This is a genomic window from Saccharothrix deserti (assembly GCF_009769385.1).
In the GTDB taxonomy this organism is placed as follows: domain Bacteria; phylum Actinomycetota; class Actinomycetes; order Mycobacteriales; family Pseudonocardiaceae; genus Actinosynnema; species Actinosynnema deserti.
Genome location: NZ_VKAB01000075.1, coordinates 1 through 18,227 on the forward strand (window position 1 = coordinate 1; position 18,227 = coordinate 18,227).

Below are 18,227 nucleotides of genomic sequence, written 5' to 3' on the forward strand. Positions count from 1 at the left end.
GAGCAGCGGCTCGACCCTTGCCCACAGCTCGTCGGAGACGACCCACGGAAGCTGCTGGCCCTTCCTCACGCCATGGTCAACACACCACTGCTCAACCGTATTCCAAGATCATTCTGTTAGGAGTTCTTACAGAGAGGCGCTGGCGATCGCCACCGAAACCGGTGACCAAGACGAGCAGTCACGTGCCACCGCCGGCATCGCCCGGTGCGGTGGCCAGGACACCACATCGACCGGCCTCCGGGGCTGACACCTGCCCGATCTCAGCTGACCACCGTTGAACCGCGATAACGGCACTCGGCAAGGATCAGGTCCGGTTTTCCCACCCCCGGACCCGCGGCGGTGCAGAAACAGCAGCAGGGCCAACGACCTCGGGTAGCCGGCGCTCACCACGTACGGCCCGGTGCAGACGCCGAGCAACGTGCCACCGTAACTTCACCGTGAGGTCCGGGCGACGACCCGATGTACCTGGCCGGACGAAACTGACCACCGACACGGTAGGCCGGGTACCAAACTCAGGTTGCCATCCGTCGCACCTCGCAGTGCACAAGCCTGCGCTGACCGTACGGCAGCGGGCCCGTCGCCGGCCGGCGACGCGGTGACCCGGCCAGGTGGACGGCATCGCGCTCACGCTCGATCACTGGTGTTCACCACGGACTTTCCTGATCACCTGCGGGTGGCCTTGCGCCTGACCGCGACGACCGCTCCCGCGATCAGCAATGCGGCCACGGCGAGAAGCGGCCACGAGCCGACGGCGGTCAGGGCGTCCACCAGCGCTCCCTGCACCACGCCGGCGGCGTCGATCACCGGGTCTGCCGGGTCGGCGTCGCCGAAGAACACGCGCAGTTCGTAGACACCGTAGTAGGTGACATAGGCGCCGACGATCACGAGCAACACGCCGCCGGCCCGGGAGACGTGGGGCAGCAGCCGCTTGGCCCGGTTGGCCAGGGCGTTGTCGGCCAGGGCGGCGGCGACAGCGAGCACACCGACCACGAGCCCCATGCCGAGGGCGTAGGCCAGGAACGCCGCGATGCCCTCGACGAGGTCGGCACCGCCCAAGGCGGTGCCGACGAGGGCGAGGAACGGTCCGATGGTGCACGACAGGGACGCGATCGCGTAGGCGACCCCGTAGCCGAACATCGAGCCCAGACGCCGGTTCGGCGCGCCCTTGCCCGGTTTGGGGAGCAGCAACGTCAACGTCCGGCCGGTGATCAGGACGACGCCGGTGAGCACGAGCCCCGCGCCGATCAGGACGGTGACGAACGGCAGGTAGCGCTGGACCGACGCCGCCACCGGCGCGACCACGACCCCGAAGGCCCCGAATACGACCACGAAACCGGCCGTCATCACCGCGCCGGCCGCCAGGGCGCGGCCCACGGCGGTCGTGCGGTCGCGGCCGTCGTCACCGTGGACCACCAGGCCGAGGTAGGCGGGCAGCATGGCGAACCCGCACGGGTTCACCGTCGCGACCATCCCGGCCAGAGCGGCGGGCAGCAGCGCCTCCACCATCACGTGCCCGCGATCGCGGCGACCCGCTCGCGCAACTCCTGCTCGGACAGCTGCCCCGGCACGACCTCCACATTGCCGTCACGGCCGACAAAGGCGTAGGCGGGCTGGGCGGTGACCCCGAACCGCTTCCACACCGCGCCGTCGATGTCGGCGATGTGCGCGAACCCGCCGAGTTCGAAGCGCTGCACGAACTGCTGCATCGCGGGCACCTGGTCGAGCGCGGCGACACCGACGAAGGTGACCGCGGCGTTGTCCTTGGCGACGGCGGCGACACCGGGCGCTTCGCGTTGGCACTTCGGGCACCACGGCGCCCAGAACCACAGCGCCGCGGGCTTCCCGGCCAGGCTCTCCCCGGAGAAGTCCTTGCCGTCCACGGTCTTCGCGGCGAACCTCAACTGCTCGGCCACCGGGGCGGCAGGCGCGGCCGTGCCGGGTGCAGTGGAGCTCTGCGTGGTGTCCGCCCCGACCGCGGGTGGTGTCGTCGTCGAGGCCTGGCCCGCTGTGGGCGCCGGTGACCCGCAGCCCACCACGAATGCCAGGACGGTCACGCACCACGCGGATTTCCGCAGCATCAACCACACCTCCGGACGTCGGTCTTCGGCCATCCTGCCAATCACCGGGCCGGATGGTTCTTACGAATCGGGGACGTCCACCGGCCCGGTCGTCAGGGCTTGGTCCAGGCCTGGTCCTGCCAGTGCGGGTCGAGCGGGGTGTGGGCGATGTGGTTGGTGTAGTTGGACAGCGTCTTCATGCCGACGCCGAGCACGACGTCGAGGACGTTGCGCCGGGTGTGACCCGTCGCCAGGAACTCCTCGACCTCCTCGTCCGGAACCCAGCCGCGGTTGACGACCACCGAGCGGGTGAGGCGTCGGACCGCTTCCAACTCCGGGTCGCCCACGGGCTTGCCCTCGCGCAGCGCCTCGACGACGTCGGCGGGCACGCGGGCACGCAGGGCGACCGTCGAGTGCGCGGCGACGCAGTACTCACAGCCGTTCTCCACACTCGCCGTGATCAGCACGACCTGCTTGGCCGCGGTGCTCAGGGACGACTCGTTGAAGGACGCGGACACCGCGTCGTAACCGGCCAACAGTTCGGGCGACTCGGCCATGACCGCGTTGAGCGTGGTGATGAACCCCATCCGCTGCTTCGCCGCCGCGAGGTGCGGTCGGGCGCCTTCCGGGGCGGTGTTCTCGTCGTGAAGCGGGAAGTCGACCATGATCAGGTGTTCTCCTCGTGATCGGCGTGATCGGCGCTCATCGAGGCGAACGCTGCGGTGACGGCCGACTCGAGTTCGCGTGCGGACGCTCCGGCGCGTGAACGCAGGTTCACGCCGTAGGCGAGCAGCGACAGCACCGGGACGTCTGGACGGTCCCGGCGATCGTCAGCGACCCCACCGGTTTCGTGTGGCGCGGGGAGCAGCACGTCTTCGGGCGCGGCCACAACGGCGCCCTGGAACACTGGTGGTACGCACCAGCCACCGGGGTCACCCACGACACGTGGGGCACAGCCTGACAGCTCTCACGGTGACCGGACCGAGGACGGGTACCGCAGTGGTCGGGTCGGTGTTGTCCGGATACCGGCCCGACCACTTTCGGGATCAGGAGTTCGCCCGCCTGGACATCGACCGCTCATGACCGGAACACGGGTGCCGGCGGGGTTCCAGAAGTTGGCCACGCTGTCTGACCTGCGCGTTAGGCTGCTGTGGGTTCGTACTCGTTGATCAGACCGCCGAGAACCGGTCGGTGACGTATCGACGTGCTGCCCGGCTCTGCGATCGGCCGGTCTGATCGTGGTGGCCTGAGTTGCCGGGCTCGGCAGGGTCGGCGGTGGTTGTAGTGGGCCGCGTAGCTGTCCAGCACCGCCCGCAGGTGGTGTCGTTCGCGTCGGTGGTCGCCCAGATCCTCGTGCTCGACGTGGTGTTCTCGCTCGACTCGGTGACCACGGCCGTGGGCATGGTGGACGAGCTGGGCGTCATGGTCGCCGCCGTGCTGGTGGCGATGGTGGTCACGCTGTGTCGGCTGGGCCGGTCGGCGAGTTCGTCAACCGGCACGCGACGGTGAAGATGCCCGCCTTGTCGTTCCTGCCTCATCGGCGGCAGCCTGGTCGCGGAGGGCTTCGACCACCACATCCCGAAGGGATACGTCTACGGGCCGATCGCGTCCTCGATCTTCGTGGAGTTCCTGAACCTGCGCGTGCGGGCGAAGCAGGTCAGGCAGCCGGTGCACCTGCACCCTGTGCCGCTCGAAAAGTCATCGTCGCTGGTAGAGCCACGCTGTCAGCGAGTTGAGAGCATGTCCGGGTGATCGTGTCCCTGCTATACCAGGTGACCCGGAAGCTGCTGTCCGTCCCGTCGGTGCTGCTGCGCAGCGAGACGGCGAAGGATGCCGAACTGCTTGGTGCTGCGCCACAAGAACGCGGTGCTTCGCCGCCGGCTCGCGGGTCCGGTCCGCTACGAACCCGCGGACCGGTTCTGGTTTGCGGCCCTGACCGGACTGATAGACCGTCGGCGACGGCAGGACGTCTTCCCGGTCACTCCCAGCACCATGCTCGCCTGGCACCGCGGGGTTCGTGGCCCGGAAGTGGGACCACACCGCTCGCCGACGCGTCGGACGCCCGCCAACCCGAGCTGCGATCAAGGCACTCGTGCTGCGGCTCACCGAGGAGAACCCTCGCTGGGGCCATCGGCGGATCCAGGGCGAATTGGCCCGGCTCGGCCACAGGATCGCCGCATCGACCGTCCGGCAGATCCTCAACTCGGCAGGCGCCGACCCGGCACCGCGCCGCTGCGGCCCGGCCTGGCGCGAGTTCCTCACCGCCCAAGCCGAGGGCATCATCGCGGCGGACTTCCTCCACCTCGACACCGTGCTCGGCAAACGACTCTACGCGTTGGCCTTCCTCGAACACGGCACCCGACGCCTGCACATCACCGGCGTCACCGCCCACCCGACCCGGGAATGGACCACACAGCAGGCGTGGCCCACTACAACCACCGCCGCCCACACCGGGCACGACAGCTCACGCCACCACGACCAGACCACACGCATTGGCGGACGGCGCGGCGCAGGAACGCCCGGTTCGCCTGCGTGATCAACGGGAGATCCGGCCACATCCGAATGGCCTGCTGCGCCATCTCCCGGTCGGCCGCGAAGTTGTGCGCACCACCGAGGTAATAGTCGTAGACCCGCGCGGCACTCGGCCGACTCAGGTCGATCTCGTAAGGCCTCGAACTGTCGTGGTGGTCCATCCGCCCTCGCTCCCCCCGCCGCCTCACCGTCGTGGTGTCGAACAAACGGTCAGGGCCACAGCCTGCAGGCCCGCCACACTGGGCCCGTTTCCGGTCAGTGGGAACACGCCCTCGGCTGCGACGGCACGCCGGACGGGTTCTGGGACGTGCGCCGATGGCGTACACGGATGTCGAACTCGCAGCCGTGACAGCCGATTCGTCATGCTTGTAGGTGATGACGACATCACCAGGTCCCTGACCAATCATCGCCCTGTCCGCAGCCGATGTGGTCGCTATCGTGACCGGACACCGCCATCCGAAGACGCACTCGACCAAGGCCGGAAACGCCGCGGCGGTGACCGGCCAGCCCGACGGACGACTTGGGAGAACATGAGCGGCGTGACGCGGCAGCTCCCCGCGGAGGACCGCCCGGGCAAAGACGCTTGGCTGGGACCGATCTCGTTGTGCCTGGCACTGCACAGCCGGCCGACCCGGCGGAGCGTGCTCCTGGCGGTCAGCGCGTGGTCCGCGGCACGGTGTCGACGACCACCAAGACCGAGTACCGACTGGACCGGACCGCCGTCACCGGCACCGGTATCGGCGCCCTCCCACTCCTGCTCTCCCTGATGCTCCTGGTCATGGCCGCCGGAGACCACTGACCCGAACCGCTGCGCCGGGGAACAGCCGCGTGACTGGTGACGTCTCGCGGAAGGTCCGCCCGAGGCCCGAGAACAGGTGGACCGCGCCGTACCCCGGCGGGATGAGGGCACCGGCGATCTGCGACTGACGGGTCGGCCGGTGGGCAGCGACGCGGGGCCGGCCGAAGCCGGCTCCGCACCGGCGCCACCTTCCGCGAGAGCTACCGCGAACGGGGACAGTGCTGTGTGGTGCGCCCGCGCTGCGGGGACGCTGAAGCCTCGGGTGATCGGCACGCCCCAGTCCCGCCATGACGGACACGGTGGTGGCGACCTGCCGTCGAGGAAGCGGTTCACCTCCTCGATCGTCGCGTCCGATCCGGGCAGGGATGAGTGGGCTACGCGCAGCGGACACGTGTTGTGCTCGATCGGCAGCCGCCAGCCGGACGGCTGCAGCGGCAGATCGACCGTCGCGTGCACGGCGATCGCGCGCACACCCGGGGGCAGCGGGCGCGCGAAGATCGCGGTGGGCGCTGTCGGGTCCGCCAATGTCTCGCGGGCGGCGGGCGAGTCGGGTTCGTGGTTGGCGCCGAACAGGTTGCCCAGGTGCACCGACAGCCGAAGCAGGTCACCGGCGGTCTTGCCGGGGCCGTTCTCGCCCGGCGGCGGGTAACCCTGGATGCTCTGCCGGAACGGGCCGTTCAGAACGAGCACGTCGACCCGGGGCGCCATGCCGCCGGCCACGGCGGTCCAGGCCACCCACGCCGCGTGGGAATGGGCCATCACCATCAGCGGTCGGGGCAGATCGCGGACCTGCTCGGCGAACAGCGCCGCCTGCTCGGCCATCGGCCGGTGGGTGTGCACGGCCTCGAAGGGTGCGCCGGTGCGGATCGGGCATTTCGCGACTCCGCGGGGCTGTCCGTCGCCCGGCCCCGCATAGGAGTAGTAGTAGATCTGATCACACGTCAGGCCGAACTTCTCCGGTCGCGTGTGGAAGACGGCGCCGTTTCCCGAGGACGAGTTGATGCCTGACATGACCATCATCGAGCCCTCCCTGGGTGGGGGCAGGGGCGCGGGCTCGTGCGGGCGGGTGGCGATGAACACGGTGCCCGCCACCGTGGACGCGGCGGCGGCGACGGCGAGGCGGCGCTGCGCTCCGGGTCTGGGCGGCCGACTGAGCAGCACGATGGTGAACCCGGTGGCCAGCGCCGAGACCGGCACCAGCGCCACCGTCACCATCGGCTCCGGCCACGCGTTGGTGACCACACCGAGCAGCACGATCACCGCGGCGTAGGGCAGCATGATCCCGACGCGCAGACCGCCGCGCCAGGTCCGCCACACCGCCGTGCGCAGCCGCGGACTGTCCTGCCAGGGCACCGGGCCGGCGAGCAGACCGAGCACCGCCACCAGCGCCACCGCCGGCCAGAACAACCGCGCGAACAGCATCGCGAAGGCCATGTAGTCCAACTGCGCGCCGACGAGCATCGGTAGCAGCACGATGCCGTAGTACAGGGCCGCGAACCGCACCGTGGCCCAGTTGAGGCCGCCGAGCATCACGGCCATCGCCAGGACGCGCACGGTGAGTACCAGCACCAGTAGCAGCACGAATGCCGGCACTGAAGTCGCCTGGGTGAGCAGCACCCGAAGATCGGCGAACAGATCCACCGGCGGCAGCGCCAGCAGGTGGGGCAGGCCCGGCCACGAGGGCAGCACGTCCGCCGCCGCGAGCACGGTCACCACGACGGTGACAACGGCCAGCGGCAGCAGTCGGCGACGTCCGGAACACCCGTTCATGGCCTCTCGGGCTGCGTGGTCGAGCAGAGAACAGGTCGAATACACAGTCTGAGCGACGACCAGTCGCCAGGCACCCGGAAGGTGAAAGCATCGCCCGAACAAGGATTACCGCAACCAGAGGCTCAGTTGCGGTCAGTGGCGAACTGAGCTGCGAATGTGACGGATGGGGCCTGACCCGTTTGACGGACATCTTGGACTCGCATCGTTTTGACGGACAGGGTCCATGCCGATCAACTGCAGCCCCGAGATCGCCGAGCGCACCGCCCACGACCATCCGGACAGGGACGGCTGACTTCGCCGGCATGTTGGTGACACGGTGACCGGCGACGGGTGACGGCATGGCTAGCGTTCGCCGCATGGCCCGTCGCACGGCAACACTTGTCGTCACCACGCTCGTGGCCGCGTCTGCCTGTTCGACGGGGCCGGCACCGGCCGCGCCGCCATCCCCGACGCCGTCGATTCCCGCCGCCGGCGCGCCGCGGAGCAGCGGTATAGCGATCACAGCCGACCAGCTGCGTGACGCCGATCCCTGCGCGCTGCTGGATCCCGAGGTACTGGCGAGGTACGGCAGGGCCACCATCGACATGGGCACCCAGTTCACCACTTGTGACGCCACCATCAGGCTGGCCACCGGAGACACCGCCGTGATCGGCGTCGGTTTCGACTTCGACGTGCCCACGGGATCCACGCCACGGAACCGTGACGGCGTCACCGTGTACGACGACGAAGGTGACGAATACTGGTGCCGGCACACCGTCGTCGTCTCCGACCACGCGGTGATCACGTGGGCCGCGGGTGTCCGCGGAGGAGTGACCGGGAACCGGGCGCTCAGTTGCGAAATCGCGCAGACCGCTGTCGACGGCGTGCTGCCGCAGTTGAAACGTGGTGAACTCAAGCCGGCGGGCCTGCCCCCGAACTCCCTCGGCCGGCTCGACGCGTGCCGCCTGCTCGACCACCGGGAGACAGGACGGGTGCCCGGCATCGACCGGAGCCGACTCCACCCCGGGTTCAACGGTCAGCACTGCACGTGGGGCGACCCGGAGGTCTCCACCCCGAGCGTGCTGGTGAGCTTCAACCGGACCGCCGAGCCACGGGCCGACTCGCCCCGCGACCGGAGGACCACGATCAACAGCCGTTCCGCCGTGGTCCACCCCATGGTGGGCGGCAGCAACCCCGACTCCCGCACACTGCCCGGCTGCCAAGTCCGGATCGTGCACCGACCACTGGACGACCCAGACGGCGTGCAGACGATCGAGGAAGTATCGGTGCAGGTCACCGCCGACGCCCCGGACGAGTCGAACTGCCCCCTCGCCGTCGAACTCGCCACCGCCGCCGTCAACCGACTCCCACAGGGCTGATCAACCGTTCCGGCGGCGGGCGCCGGTGACGGGCCAAGGGCGTACCTCCGTCAAGGTCGAACGCGGCGTCCGCCCTCCCCACCCGGTCGACGTCTCCCCGTCCCGGCACAATCGCCTCCAAACTCGCCGCACTTCCCAATGTGATTACCGGAGATGACCTCCGGTCCAGGTTCACTTCAATGTGGACAGGTCGACGGAATCACAAGGACACAAACTGAATCCACGACATCTTTCACGAACCTCGGAAAATACTCCACCGACACGGGCCACCGCCCATTTCGCGACAGACGGTAACCAATCGCCATCACCTACTGGTCACGGTACGTAATCAGCCGACAGTGTCACGACATCTTGCGATCCAAGACGTCCGATCAAGCCGATAAGCTGCACGTATGACTCTCCGCGTTCTATTGAACATGGGAGATTACCCGCGTTTGAGGGTTCAAGACTCGGACATATAATTACCCCACGGGCCCTGATCTGAGTTTATCAGATCAGGGCCCGTGGGATTTGTAGCTTGAGGCGCTGACTTGCGGTTTCACACGGCGGGCACCGGCCGGAGACCGACGCCGTGCGCGTCGCAGGTGACCGTCAGCCGGTGGTCGCGCAGATGCGCGGCCACCCGGGCCGGTTCCACTCCGACGTGGTGCCCTTCCCCGACAAGCTGCTCCACGACGACGTCCACGAGGTGGTCCTCGCGCAGGTAGGCGTTGCGGGGCGCGTCGGCCGGGCGTGAGCGTGCGCTGGTGTACCCGTGCCGACACCGGTAGCCCGCGCGCCCGTGACCCCAGTGCGACTCCAACCGCCGCCCGCACACCCCGCACACCAGCAGCCCGGACAGGTGATACCTGCGGACGCTGCCGTCCGCGGTCGGACGCGCCGCCCGCCGCGCCTGGACCAGCAGGAAGTCGGCCTCGCCGACCAGCGCCGCATGGGCGATGTCCGCGGAGATCACCCAGTCCACGCGGTCGTTGGCACGCTGGGCCGGCCGACCACTCGTCGGATGAGGGTGTTCCCGGTCGTCGGCCACCCGGTTCCACACCTGCCGCCCGGTGTAACGAGGGTTCTCCAGAATCTTCGCCACCGTGACCAACGTCCACGTCTCCCCCGACCGGTGCGGGTTGCGATCCGCGGACGACGGACGACGGCACACCACGCTCGTCGAGCTCCCGCGCGATCCCGGCAATATTGCGCCCCGCCAGCCGCTCCATGAAGATCCACCGCACGTGCGGCGCGGTCGCCGGATCCGACGCGAACCCCTGCAGCCGGCGCCCCCAGCGCGCGTGCGCCCGGTTCGGATGCGGGCCACCATCGACCAACCGGTACCCGTACGGCGGACGCCCACCCGGATACCGACCCTGATCGCAGGTCTGCACCCGCATCGCCCCGATCACCCGATACCGCACACGCCGGATCCCCAGATCCGACCGCGCCCCCAACATCACCACCAACGCCTCATGCGCCGGACACGCCAGATCCACCCGCCCACCGGCCTCCGGCAACCACACCCGCACCCCGAGCCGCTCGAACAACGGGACCATCCGCACGAACCGGTCACCACAGAAACCCGCTCGAACTCCCCCACCACGATCGCGTCGTCCGCCGATCCTGAAACTCCGAGGTCGACATCCTCCCGTAGAAGGCAAAACGCAGTCCAAGATGGACGAACGGGTCCTCAGACCGTTTGCGACGCGCGGTGGACCCCTTTGTCCGCAGCCACTCGCCGAGCAGGTCCGACCCTTCCTGTTGTGACGCCACGATGATGATCGCCTCTGCGGTCGCCGGATTGGATATCGACAAGACGACGCACCACGACGACCGTGACGACCGCCGGCATGCTCCCACCCAGATGGACCAGCGTCCACAGTCAACTTCGAGCGACGCTGTGCGGTGCCGGCATCGGATTGCTGCCGGCTTTCGTGGCTGAACAAGAACCCTCGCTACGGCGGGTTCTGCACCGTGAAGTAGCGGTGGTGCCGCAGTTCACCGCCTGCCTGGCCTCGCGTCGGCTTCGCCGCCCGGCCGCGGCTCGCGTCTTCGAATCGATCAAAGCCTCGATCACCGACGCCAGGACGAGCTACTTCCACCGGATTGACCGGTCGGGCTGAACGCCGCCGGATGGCGACACGGCTGCCGGGTTCTCGCCCGGCCGGAAAGGCGCGGCAGGCGAGAACGTCCTGGCTTCGGTCAAGCGGTCGGGACGCCGGTCGCTGCGTTGTCAGCAGGATCGGCTTCGACGGCGCGGTGGCGGGTTTCGCCGAGGGCGAGCGTGCAGACGAGGCTGAGCAGCCCGAATGCGGCGATCATGATGCCGACGGCGTAGCTCCCGAAGCTGCCGGCGAGCTGGGTCGCGACCAGTGGTGAGACGGCGCCGCCGAGGACGCCGCCGAGGTTGTAGCCCATTCCGGCGCCGGTGTAGCGGTAGCGGGTCGCGAACATCTCGGGCAGGTAGGCGCCGACCGGCCCGTAGGCGATGCCGAAGATGGCGAGGGTGCCGATGAGCCCGATCGCGAACCCGGTCGCCGAGCCGGTTCCCATGAGGGGGAACAGGACCAGCGCCCAGGGGATCGACAGCGCGCAACAGGTCAGGATCACCTTCCGGCGCCCGAGGCGGTCAGACAGGATTCCCGACACGACAGTGGTGAGCCCGAAGACGACCGCGGCGAGGATGTTGAACGTCAGCACCGTGCGGCGGTCGAGACCGGCTCCGGCCGGGTTGGTCCCGAAGCTGGTCAGGTAGGCGGTACCCATGTAGAAGAGCGTGAAGACGATGGTGAGGACTCCACCGGCGAGCAGGACTTCCCGCGGCTGGGTGCGGAAGACCTCCAGGATCGGCGGCTTGGCGCGCTTCGCCACGAGCGCGGACTGGATGTCCTGCCGCGCGTTGCGGAACACCGGGGTTTCCTCGATGGCCATGCGAGCCCAGAAGCCGACACCGATGAGGACCACGCTCAACAGGAACGGAATGCGCCAGCCCCAGTCGAGGAACGTCTGGTTGGTGTCACCGAGTGCGACGTTGACGGCGAGGAAGGTTCCGCTGGACAGGGCGAAGGCGAACGCCGGGCCGAGCTGCGGGAAGGTCGCGTAGAGGCCGCGCTTTTCCGGTGGGGCGTACTCGGCGGCGAGCAGCGTGGCTCCGGCCCATACGCCCCCGACGGCCAGGCCCTGCAGGAAGCGCAGCACCACCAGGATGATCGGGGCGGCGACGCCGAGTGTCGCCGCCCCGGGCAGCAGGCCGATGACCACGGTGGAGATGCCCATGAGCACCAGGGTCGCGATGAGGGTGTTCTTGCGGCCGAGGCGGTCGCCGTGGTGTCCGAACAGGATCGCGCCGATCGGGCGGGCCACGAACGCGACGGCGAACGTCGCGAACGACGCCACTGTCGCGGCGGCGCTGCCGAGCGCTGGGAGAACACCGTGGGGAAGACGAGGGCGGCCGCGGTGCCGTAGATGAAGAAGTCGTAGAACTCGATGGTAGTGCCGGCACAGCTGGCTATGGCGACACGGCGCATCGGGTTCGCGGGGGCGGTTGGCTGCTTCATCTGACTCTCCGTTGAGTGCAGGGGTGGTGCGGTGTTCAGCGGATGGATGATCCGATTCCGAGGCCGCCGTCGACGTCGAGGACGACGCCGGTGACGTACCGGGCGGCGGGTGAGCACAGGTAGGCGGCGGCTTCGGCGATGTCGGCGGGATCGCCGGTGTGGCGCAGCGGGACCTTGGCGACGAGCTTGTCGCGGGCCGGGCCGTTCATCGAGGCCAGCATCGGGGTTTCGATGAGACCGGGGGCGATGGCGTTGGCGGTGATGCCGTGGCGGGCTCCTTCCAGGGCGATGGTGCGGGTGAGTCCGACGATTCCGGCCTTGGCGGCGACGTAGTTCGCCTGGCCGAAGTTGCCCCGCCAGCTCATCGAGGAGAAGGACAGGATGCGGCCGTAGCGTCGCTGCTGCATGACCGGGAGCACTGCCCGGATGCAGAAGAAGCTCGCCGAGAGGTTGGTGTCGAGCACCGCGTGCCAGTCGGCGTCGTCGATGTCGGTGGCGCGGTTGTCGCGGATGATCCCGGCGTTGTTGACCAGGACGTCGATGCGTCCGTGGTCGGCGTGGACCTGCCGGACCCAGTCGTCGACGTCGGTCGAGCGGGTGACGTCCAGGGCACAGGCTTCGGCGGTCACGCCGTGCTCGTCGGTGAGTTCGGCGGCCAGCTCACGGCCGGCGGACGCGTTGATCTCGCCGATCATCACCGTGGCGCCCTCGGCGGCGAACCGGTGGGCCATGGCACGGCCGAGGCCCTGCCCTGCACCGGTCACCAGGACGGTCTGTCCGACGTAGCGGTTCACTTCGGGTGCCTTTCCGGCAATCGTGCGGGGCGGTCAGCCTGCGGTGCGGCGGGTGAAGAAGCCGCGCAGTTCGCTCGCGACGTCGTGGCCGGCCCAGTGCTTGGCGAACGTCTCCAGCTCCAGTCCGAGGCCGTCCTCCGTGGACGGGGAGTCGTCGAGGTCGGCGAGGAGCAGCTTGAAGGCGGACTGGGCGGGGTTGGCGGCTGCGGCGAGCACGTCGGCCAGCCGCCGGCCGTCGGCGACGCCGTGGCCGGGATCGCTGATCGCGTGCAGCCAGCCTGCGGCGAGGAACCGTTCGGCGGGCAGCAGGTCGCCACTGAGGGCGAGCCATCGACCGAGGGAGTCCCCGAGCTTGCGTCGCATCCGCACGCTCGACCCGGCGCCGGGAACCAGGTGGTGGCGGAGGTGCCCGTCGCCGATCAGGGTCCCGGTCTCGGCGACGACGACGTCGCAGGCGAGCGCGATCTCCAGGCCGCCGGCCACCGCGTGCCCGTGCAGCGCGGCGACGACGGGCAGCGGGCTGAGTTCGATCCGGCGGGTGAGCGCGGACACGGTGCGCAGGAAGGGCACCGGGTCGCCGTCGGCCTCGTGCAGGTCGAGCAGGTGCTTCAGATCGGCTCCGGCGCAGAAGCTCGGGCCGCTCCCGTGGATCAGCAGCGCGCGGGTGGCGGGGTCCTGCTCGGCCTCGTCCAGCGCCGCGGTCAAGGCGTCGACCAGTGCGGCGTTCAGGGCGTTGCGCTGCGCCGGGCGGTGCAGCACCAGTCGGCGGACCGGCCCGTGCTGCTCGCAGCGGAGCACATCCCCGCCCGAGGGGAGGTTTTTCACCGTGCCGCCGCGGAGAGGATCTCGCGCAGCCGCGCGCGCTGGATCTTCCCGCTCGGTGTCTTGGGCAGACTGTCCACGATGTGGACCCGCCGGGGGTAAGCGTGTGCGGCGTAGCGCTGCTTGACGTGGGTCTGCAGCTCCCGTTCGAGGTCGGCGCCGACCGGCACGTCGGTGCGCAGGACCACGAAGGCCTCGACGACCTCCCCGCGGACCGGGTCCGGGGCTGCCACGACGGCGCACTCGGCCACGGCCTCGTGCTGCGCGAGCGCCGACTCGACCTCGAACGGACCGATCCGGTACCCGGCCATGATGATCACGTCGTCGTCGCGGGAGGAGAACCGCAGCGTGCCGTCCTCACCGCGGCTGGCGAGGTCGCCGGTGAGGTAGTAGGCGCCGTCGGCGGTGAACCGGTCGGCGGCCGAGCGTCCCCCGGCGTACCCGGTGAAGGTCATCAGCGGGCTGGCGGCGACGTCGACGGCGAGCAGGCCGGGCTCGCCGGCCGCGGCCGGGGTGCCGGCCCCCTCCTTCAGCACGGTGACGGCCCACCCGGGCAGTGCGACCCCCATCGCCTGCGCGACGACCGGAACCTCCAGGTCCGGGTGATGCGGGTAGCCCACGACCATGCCGACCTCGGTCTGGCCGTAGTGGTCGTGCACCGCCAGGCCCAGCGCGGGCACGGCCCACTCGTTGACCTCGGGGGTGAGCGGTTCCCCCGCGCTGGACAGCCGCCGCAGGCGCAGGCCCTGCGGCACCGGGACCTCGCTGGTGCCCAGTGCCCGGAACACGGTCGGCGCGGCGGCGAAGTCGGTGACCCCGAGCGCGGCGATCGTCGCCCACGTGGCGGCCACGTCGAACCCACCGTGCTGCAGGACGCTGCGCACGCCGAGGGCCAGCGGCGCGACGACGGCCGAGTACAGGCCGTAGGCCCAGCCGGGATCGGCCCCGCACCAGTAGACGGAGTCGCCGCGCACGCCGAGCCCGAACTCGAGGTAGGCCTGCCAGCCGGCGACGTAGCGCAGCGGGTGCACGACGCCCTTGGGTGCGCCGGTCGTGCCCGAGGTGAACATGTGGACCAGGTCGCCGTCCCCACCGATCGGGACGCTTCCGGTCACGGGGTCCGCACAGGCCATGAGCTCGGCGAGGCGGTGGGTGCCGTCCACCTGCTCGTCCGCGCTCCCGGCGACGAGCACCGCCCACTCCCCCGCGGGGACCTTCGGGCTCTGCGCGGCGTCGGCGACCACGACCTTCGCGCCCGACGCGGTCAGGCGCGCGCTGACGGCGTCGGTGGCGAACGCGGTGAACAGCGGGACGTAGACGGCGCCGACGCGCCAGATGCCCAACAGCACCGTGACCAGGTCGGCGCTCTTGCCCATCAACGTCGCCACCCGGTCACCCCGGCCGATACCGAGATCCTTCAGCACGCCGGCGAACCGCTCGGACCGTTCGCCCAGCTCCCCGAAGGTCAGGTCGTTCCACGAACCACCCGGCTCGACGACGGTGAACGCCACCGCGTCGCCCGGGTGCCGGCCGCACAGCAGCCAGGCCGGATCGGCATCGGGCGCGGAAAAACACTCGATGAGCTGCGCGATGCGCGCCGCGACTGTCGGCTCCGGTGCCATGAACCCTCCATTGGGTACGCTGTTGGGTACCATGTTCAATGAAAACGTACCCTGGCGGGTACCGTGCCGCAAGGTGCGTAGCGGCGGACGCATCCGTCGTGGCTCGTTCAAGACGAGCGACGCACGGCAGGACTCCGAGGAGCGGACGCGTCGCCGGCACCGCGAGGCGACGCGTCACCGCACCCTCAGGCCTGGGACGGCACCACGGGGAGCGCGATCCTGGACACCCGGGAGGCGTCGTGGAAGATGCGCTGGCGGGCGGCCCGCAGGGTCGTGGCGGCCTGCGGCGGCTCGCCCGTGTTGGGGTTGCGGTCCCAGCGCGGGAAGTTGCTCGACGTCACCTGGACGCGGAGACGATGCCCCGCGCGGAACACGTTGCTGGTGGACCACAGGTCGATCTCGTGCTCCCCGACAGTGTCCGGGGAGGCGTTGACGCGCAGGACCCCGTCGGTGATGTTGCGCGACACACCTTGCGCATCGACGTCGCACAACCGCACCACCCAGTCGGTCGACGGCCCGTCGGTGGCCGCGTACAAGGTCACCCGCACCGGACCGGTCACCTCGAGGTCGTGCTCCAACGGCTCACTGGTGTAGACGAGCACATCCGGGCGCTGCTCGACCGCCGCCTGGTCGAAGGGGCCCGGCGGGAAGTCCACGGCCATGGTCGTCGCGCCACCGCGGGTGGGCACCGGGTCGTTCGGGTCGTAGACGTAGGTGTCGTGGTCCTCGTCCGCACCAGGTGCGCTGTCGCTGAGCTTCCCATCGGCGCGAAGGAACCACGGCGTCTCGACGGCGCGTGCGAGCGGCCACTCGTTCTCGTCACGCCAGGTGTTCGTCCCCATCACGAAGATCTTGACCGGCGGCTCGTCCATGAGGCCCGTGTCCCGGCCGAGCAGCCAGTGGTCGAACCACCGGATCTGGAGCTCGTCGAGCGAGTACTGGCCGGCGATCGCGGCGCGGGTGGAGGTCAACCCGAAGTTGGTCTCACCCACCGCGCCCGGAATCGCGTTCTCCACGTGCGACCACGGCCCGACGAGGAGCTTGGCGGGCCGTCCCCTCTTCGCCATGGCGATGTGGTTGTCGAGAGCTCCCTGCAGGAAGACGTCGTACCAGCCGGTCACGACCAGGCTCGGCGTCGTGATGGCGTCGTGTCGACCGGCGACGCGTGCGTAATCCGCCGTCTCCGGTGCGGCAAGCGCTCGCTGGGTGCCGATGTCCGGACCGCCGAACCGCTCGATCGCGGGCAGCCGTCCGGCGGGGAGTTCCCGGTAGCCGCGCTCGCGCAGACCGTCGTAGTCGGCGATCAGCGAGGTCATCGCCGCGAACAGGTCGGGACCGGAGAAGCGCCGGGGCAGGTCGCTGAGGCCGGTGAACAGCGTCCACCAGCCGTTGAGCCCGAGTTCCAGCGCTCCACCGCGCATGAAGAGGCCGTCGTTCGGCTCCGACCAGGTGACCTGCGCGGCGATCGCGCCGAGCTCGGGCGGGCCGTCGATGGCCGCGACCCACGAGGTGTTGCCGGTGTAGCTGGCCCCGAACATCCCGACGACGCCGCTGCCGCCCGGCAGCTTCGCCGCCCACCGGACCGTGTCGTGACCGTCCGCCTGCTCGTGGGTCCACGGGCTCCACTCCCCGTCCGAGGCGAACCGGCCCCGGGTGTCCTGCTGCACGACGATGTAGCCCCGGGACACCGCGAAAAGAGTGGCCAGCTGCAGCGCGCCCCCCAGGGAGCGCTTGTCGTACGGGGTTCGCTGAACCAGCACGGGCCATGGGCCAGGACCGGTCGGGCGGTGGACATCCGCCCTCAGGATCGTCCCGTCCCGCATCGGCACCGGGACGTCGAACTCGATCTCCACATCGGCCACGACAGTGTCTCCTTGCAGATCAACCAAGTGTGGCGGGTACGTTAACGGAGTCTTTCGTACCCAACAAGGTATGAAACTACGTATTTAATTCGATCATCTCGCCCAGGGTCGCGAACCCCTCCGACACGAGAGTGGGTACGAAGTGTGGACGAAACGTACCCGAGAGCGTTCCCCTTCTCAGGGAACTGACGCTCGTGCGAGACTGGGAGCCATGTCGGCGATCTCTGAAGCACGCGGGCGGACGCCACGACGGAGCCCCCGCAGGCGCACCGTCGACACCTCCCGCATCGAGGAACTCCTCACCCAGGCCAGCGACATCGTGCTCGCCGAGGGCTTCACCACGATCACGATGGACCAGCTGGCCCAGCGGCTGGGCTGCTCGAAGGCGACGCTCTACAGCGTGGCGGGCACCAAGGAACAACTGGTGCAGACGATCACCCGGCGGTTCTTCATCACTGCGGCCGAGCAGATCGAGCGGGCCGTCGCCGAGGAGGCCGACCCCCGTCAGCGCATACGGACCTACCTCACGGGAGTCGGCACGGCGATGCGCCTGCACTCCCCCGCCCTGTACGACGACATGGTCAGCTACGAACCCACGGCCCGGATCTACCGCAAGAACTCCGATGCCGCCGCCCGCCGGGTCCAGGAGATGATCGACGAGGGCATCCGGGCCGGTGTCTTCCGCGATGTGGACGGCACCTTCGCCGCCCAGGTGGTCGCCATTGCCATCGACGCGGTCCAATCCGGAGCACTCCTGCAGAGCACCGGACTCTCCGCGGGCGACGCCTTCTCCAAGCTCGGCGACCTCATCCTGGACGGGCTCAGCCGCCCGGCCACCTCGTAGGCAGGCCTACCGCGACGACAGCCGGGCCTGCCCCCTCGGGTGAAAGAACGGCGCGGGTCCACCGAGATCGAACGAACCTGAAGCGGGCGGATACTTCGAGCACGGAAATCTCCGACCGCCTTCGCCGTCGGTCAGGCGCTGTTGAGGAACGCGAGCAGGTCGGCGTTGAGTTGGTCCTTGTGCGTGTCGGTGATGCCGTGCGGGGCGCCGGGGTAGACCTTGAGC

Annotated in this window: 18 protein-coding genes; 6 read left to right on the forward strand and 12 right to left on the reverse strand. The window is 69.6% G+C overall.

From position 1 onward, the window contains the following. Window positions 1–663 precede the first annotated feature (663 nt). From FM051_RS47365 to FM051_RS52760, 4 genes are all read right to left on the reverse strand, one after another. Window positions 664–1,506: a cytochrome c biogenesis CcdA family protein gene (locus tag FM051_RS47365; protein WP_158854221.1), complete on the reverse strand. Its 843-nt coding sequence runs from the start codon at window positions 1,504–1,506 to the stop codon at window positions 664–666. Continuing rightward, the gene (locus FM051_RS47370; RefSeq protein WP_158854191.1) at window positions 1,506–2,078 is read right to left on the reverse strand and encodes a protein disulfide oxidoreductase; all 573 of its coding nucleotides are present in this window, start codon (window positions 2,076–2,078) and stop codon (window positions 1,506–1,508) included. The genes FM051_RS47365 and FM051_RS47370 overlap by 1 nt, the downstream gene beginning before the upstream one ends. A 92-nt stretch (window positions 2,079–2,170) precedes the next feature. Then, the gene (locus FM051_RS47375; RefSeq protein ID WP_158854194.1) at window positions 2,171–2,722 is read right to left on the reverse strand and encodes a carboxymuconolactone decarboxylase family protein; all 552 of its coding nucleotides are present in this window, start codon (window positions 2,720–2,722) and stop codon (window positions 2,171–2,173) included. 2 nt (window positions 2,723–2,724) lie between these two features. After that, the gene (locus FM051_RS52760; RefSeq protein WP_238413197.1) at window positions 2,725–2,964 is read right to left on the reverse strand and encodes a hypothetical protein; all 240 of its coding nucleotides are present in this window, start codon (window positions 2,962–2,964) and stop codon (window positions 2,725–2,727) included. On the opposite strand from FM051_RS52760, the gene FM051_RS54335 reads away from it, so the two are divergent. The 3 genes from FM051_RS54335 to FM051_RS52770 all read left to right on the forward strand — a co-directional run bounded on the left by FM051_RS54335 (window position 2,956) and on the right by FM051_RS52770 (window position 4,593). Further along, entirely contained in the window at window positions 2,956–3,018 is a 63-nt protein-coding gene (locus FM051_RS54335; RefSeq protein ID WP_420803672.1) for a hypothetical protein, read from the forward strand. The two genes, FM051_RS52760 and FM051_RS54335, sit on opposite strands and share 9 nt — an antisense overlap. Before the next feature lie 323 nt (window positions 3,019–3,341). After that, entirely contained in the window at window positions 3,342–3,566 is a 225-nt protein-coding gene (locus FM051_RS53525) for a TerC family protein (protein ID WP_274383903.1), read from the forward strand. A 583-nt stretch (window positions 3,567–4,149) separates the two neighbouring features. Continuing rightward, window positions 4,150–4,593, forward strand: coding sequence for a hypothetical protein (locus FM051_RS52770; protein ID WP_238413198.1), 444 nt, complete (start codon window positions 4,150–4,152; stop codon window positions 4,591–4,593). Here the strand turns inward: FM051_RS52770 and FM051_RS53825 are convergent. Beyond that, the gene (locus FM051_RS53825) at window positions 4,487–4,996 is read right to left on the reverse strand and encodes an SAM-dependent methyltransferase (RefSeq protein WP_338019548.1); all 510 of its coding nucleotides are present in this window, start codon (window positions 4,994–4,996) and stop codon (window positions 4,487–4,489) included. The genes FM051_RS52770 and FM051_RS53825 overlap by 107 nt on opposite strands. 26 nt (window positions 4,997–5,022) lie before the next feature. Beyond that, a complete protein-coding gene (locus FM051_RS47400) occupies window positions 5,023–7,158 on the reverse strand; it encodes a hypothetical protein (protein WP_202919458.1) in 2,136 nt (711 codons plus the stop codon). A gap of 356 nt (window positions 7,159–7,514) precedes the next feature. Here FM051_RS47400 and FM051_RS47405 point away from each other — a divergent pair, with 356 nt between their 5' ends. Continuing rightward, window positions 7,515–8,516, forward strand: a complete 1,002-nt coding sequence (locus FM051_RS47405; RefSeq protein ID WP_158854199.1) for a hypothetical protein — start codon at window positions 7,515–7,517, stop codon at window positions 8,514–8,516. A gap of 538 nt (window positions 8,517–9,054) precedes the next feature. Here FM051_RS47405 and FM051_RS47410 read toward each other — a convergent pair. Next, window positions 9,055–9,828, reverse strand: coding sequence for a recombinase family protein (locus FM051_RS47410; RefSeq protein WP_420803671.1), 774 nt, complete (start codon window positions 9,826–9,828; stop codon window positions 9,055–9,057). 508 nt (window positions 9,829–10,336) lie between these two features. Between FM051_RS47410 and FM051_RS47415 the strand changes: the two genes are divergently transcribed. Beyond that, window positions 10,337–10,624, forward strand: a complete 288-nt coding sequence (locus FM051_RS47415; RefSeq protein WP_158854202.1) for a hypothetical protein — start codon at window positions 10,337–10,339, stop codon at window positions 10,622–10,624. 79 nt (window positions 10,625–10,703) lie between these two features. Here the strand turns inward: FM051_RS47415 and FM051_RS47420 are convergent, their stop codons facing one another. The 5 genes from FM051_RS47420 to FM051_RS47440 form a co-directional block, all read right to left on the reverse strand. Next, on the reverse strand, window positions 10,704–11,897 hold the full coding sequence (locus tag FM051_RS47420; protein WP_238413200.1) for an MFS transporter: 1,194 nt from the start codon (window positions 11,895–11,897) through the stop codon (window positions 10,704–10,706). A gap of 196 nt (window positions 11,898–12,093) precedes the next feature. Further along, window positions 12,094–12,852: an SDR family NAD(P)-dependent oxidoreductase gene (locus FM051_RS47425; RefSeq protein WP_158854205.1), complete on the reverse strand. Its 759-nt coding sequence runs from the start codon at window positions 12,850–12,852 to the stop codon at window positions 12,094–12,096. A gap of 33 nt (window positions 12,853–12,885) precedes the next feature. Continuing rightward, a complete protein-coding gene (locus tag FM051_RS47430) occupies window positions 12,886–13,677 on the reverse strand; it encodes an enoyl-CoA hydratase/isomerase family protein (protein ID WP_158854208.1) in 792 nt (263 codons plus the stop codon). After that, complete coding sequence (locus tag FM051_RS47435; RefSeq protein ID WP_158854211.1) at window positions 13,674–15,296, reverse strand: AMP-binding protein; 1,623 nt, start codon at window positions 15,294–15,296, stop codon at window positions 13,674–13,676. The genes FM051_RS47430 and FM051_RS47435 overlap by 4 nt, the downstream gene beginning before the upstream one ends. Before the next feature lie 185 nt (window positions 15,297–15,481). After that, window positions 15,482–17,158 (reverse strand): CocE/NonD family hydrolase, encoded by a 1,677-nt coding sequence (locus tag FM051_RS47440; RefSeq protein ID WP_158854214.1) that lies wholly within the window; start codon window positions 17,156–17,158, stop codon window positions 15,482–15,484. A gap of 211 nt (window positions 17,159–17,369) precedes the next feature. Between FM051_RS47440 and FM051_RS47445 the strand changes: the two genes are divergently transcribed. Further along, a complete protein-coding gene (locus tag FM051_RS47445) occupies window positions 17,370–18,002 on the forward strand; it encodes a TetR/AcrR family transcriptional regulator (RefSeq protein WP_158854217.1) in 633 nt (210 codons plus the stop codon). Window positions 18,003–18,227 lie beyond the last annotated feature (225 nt).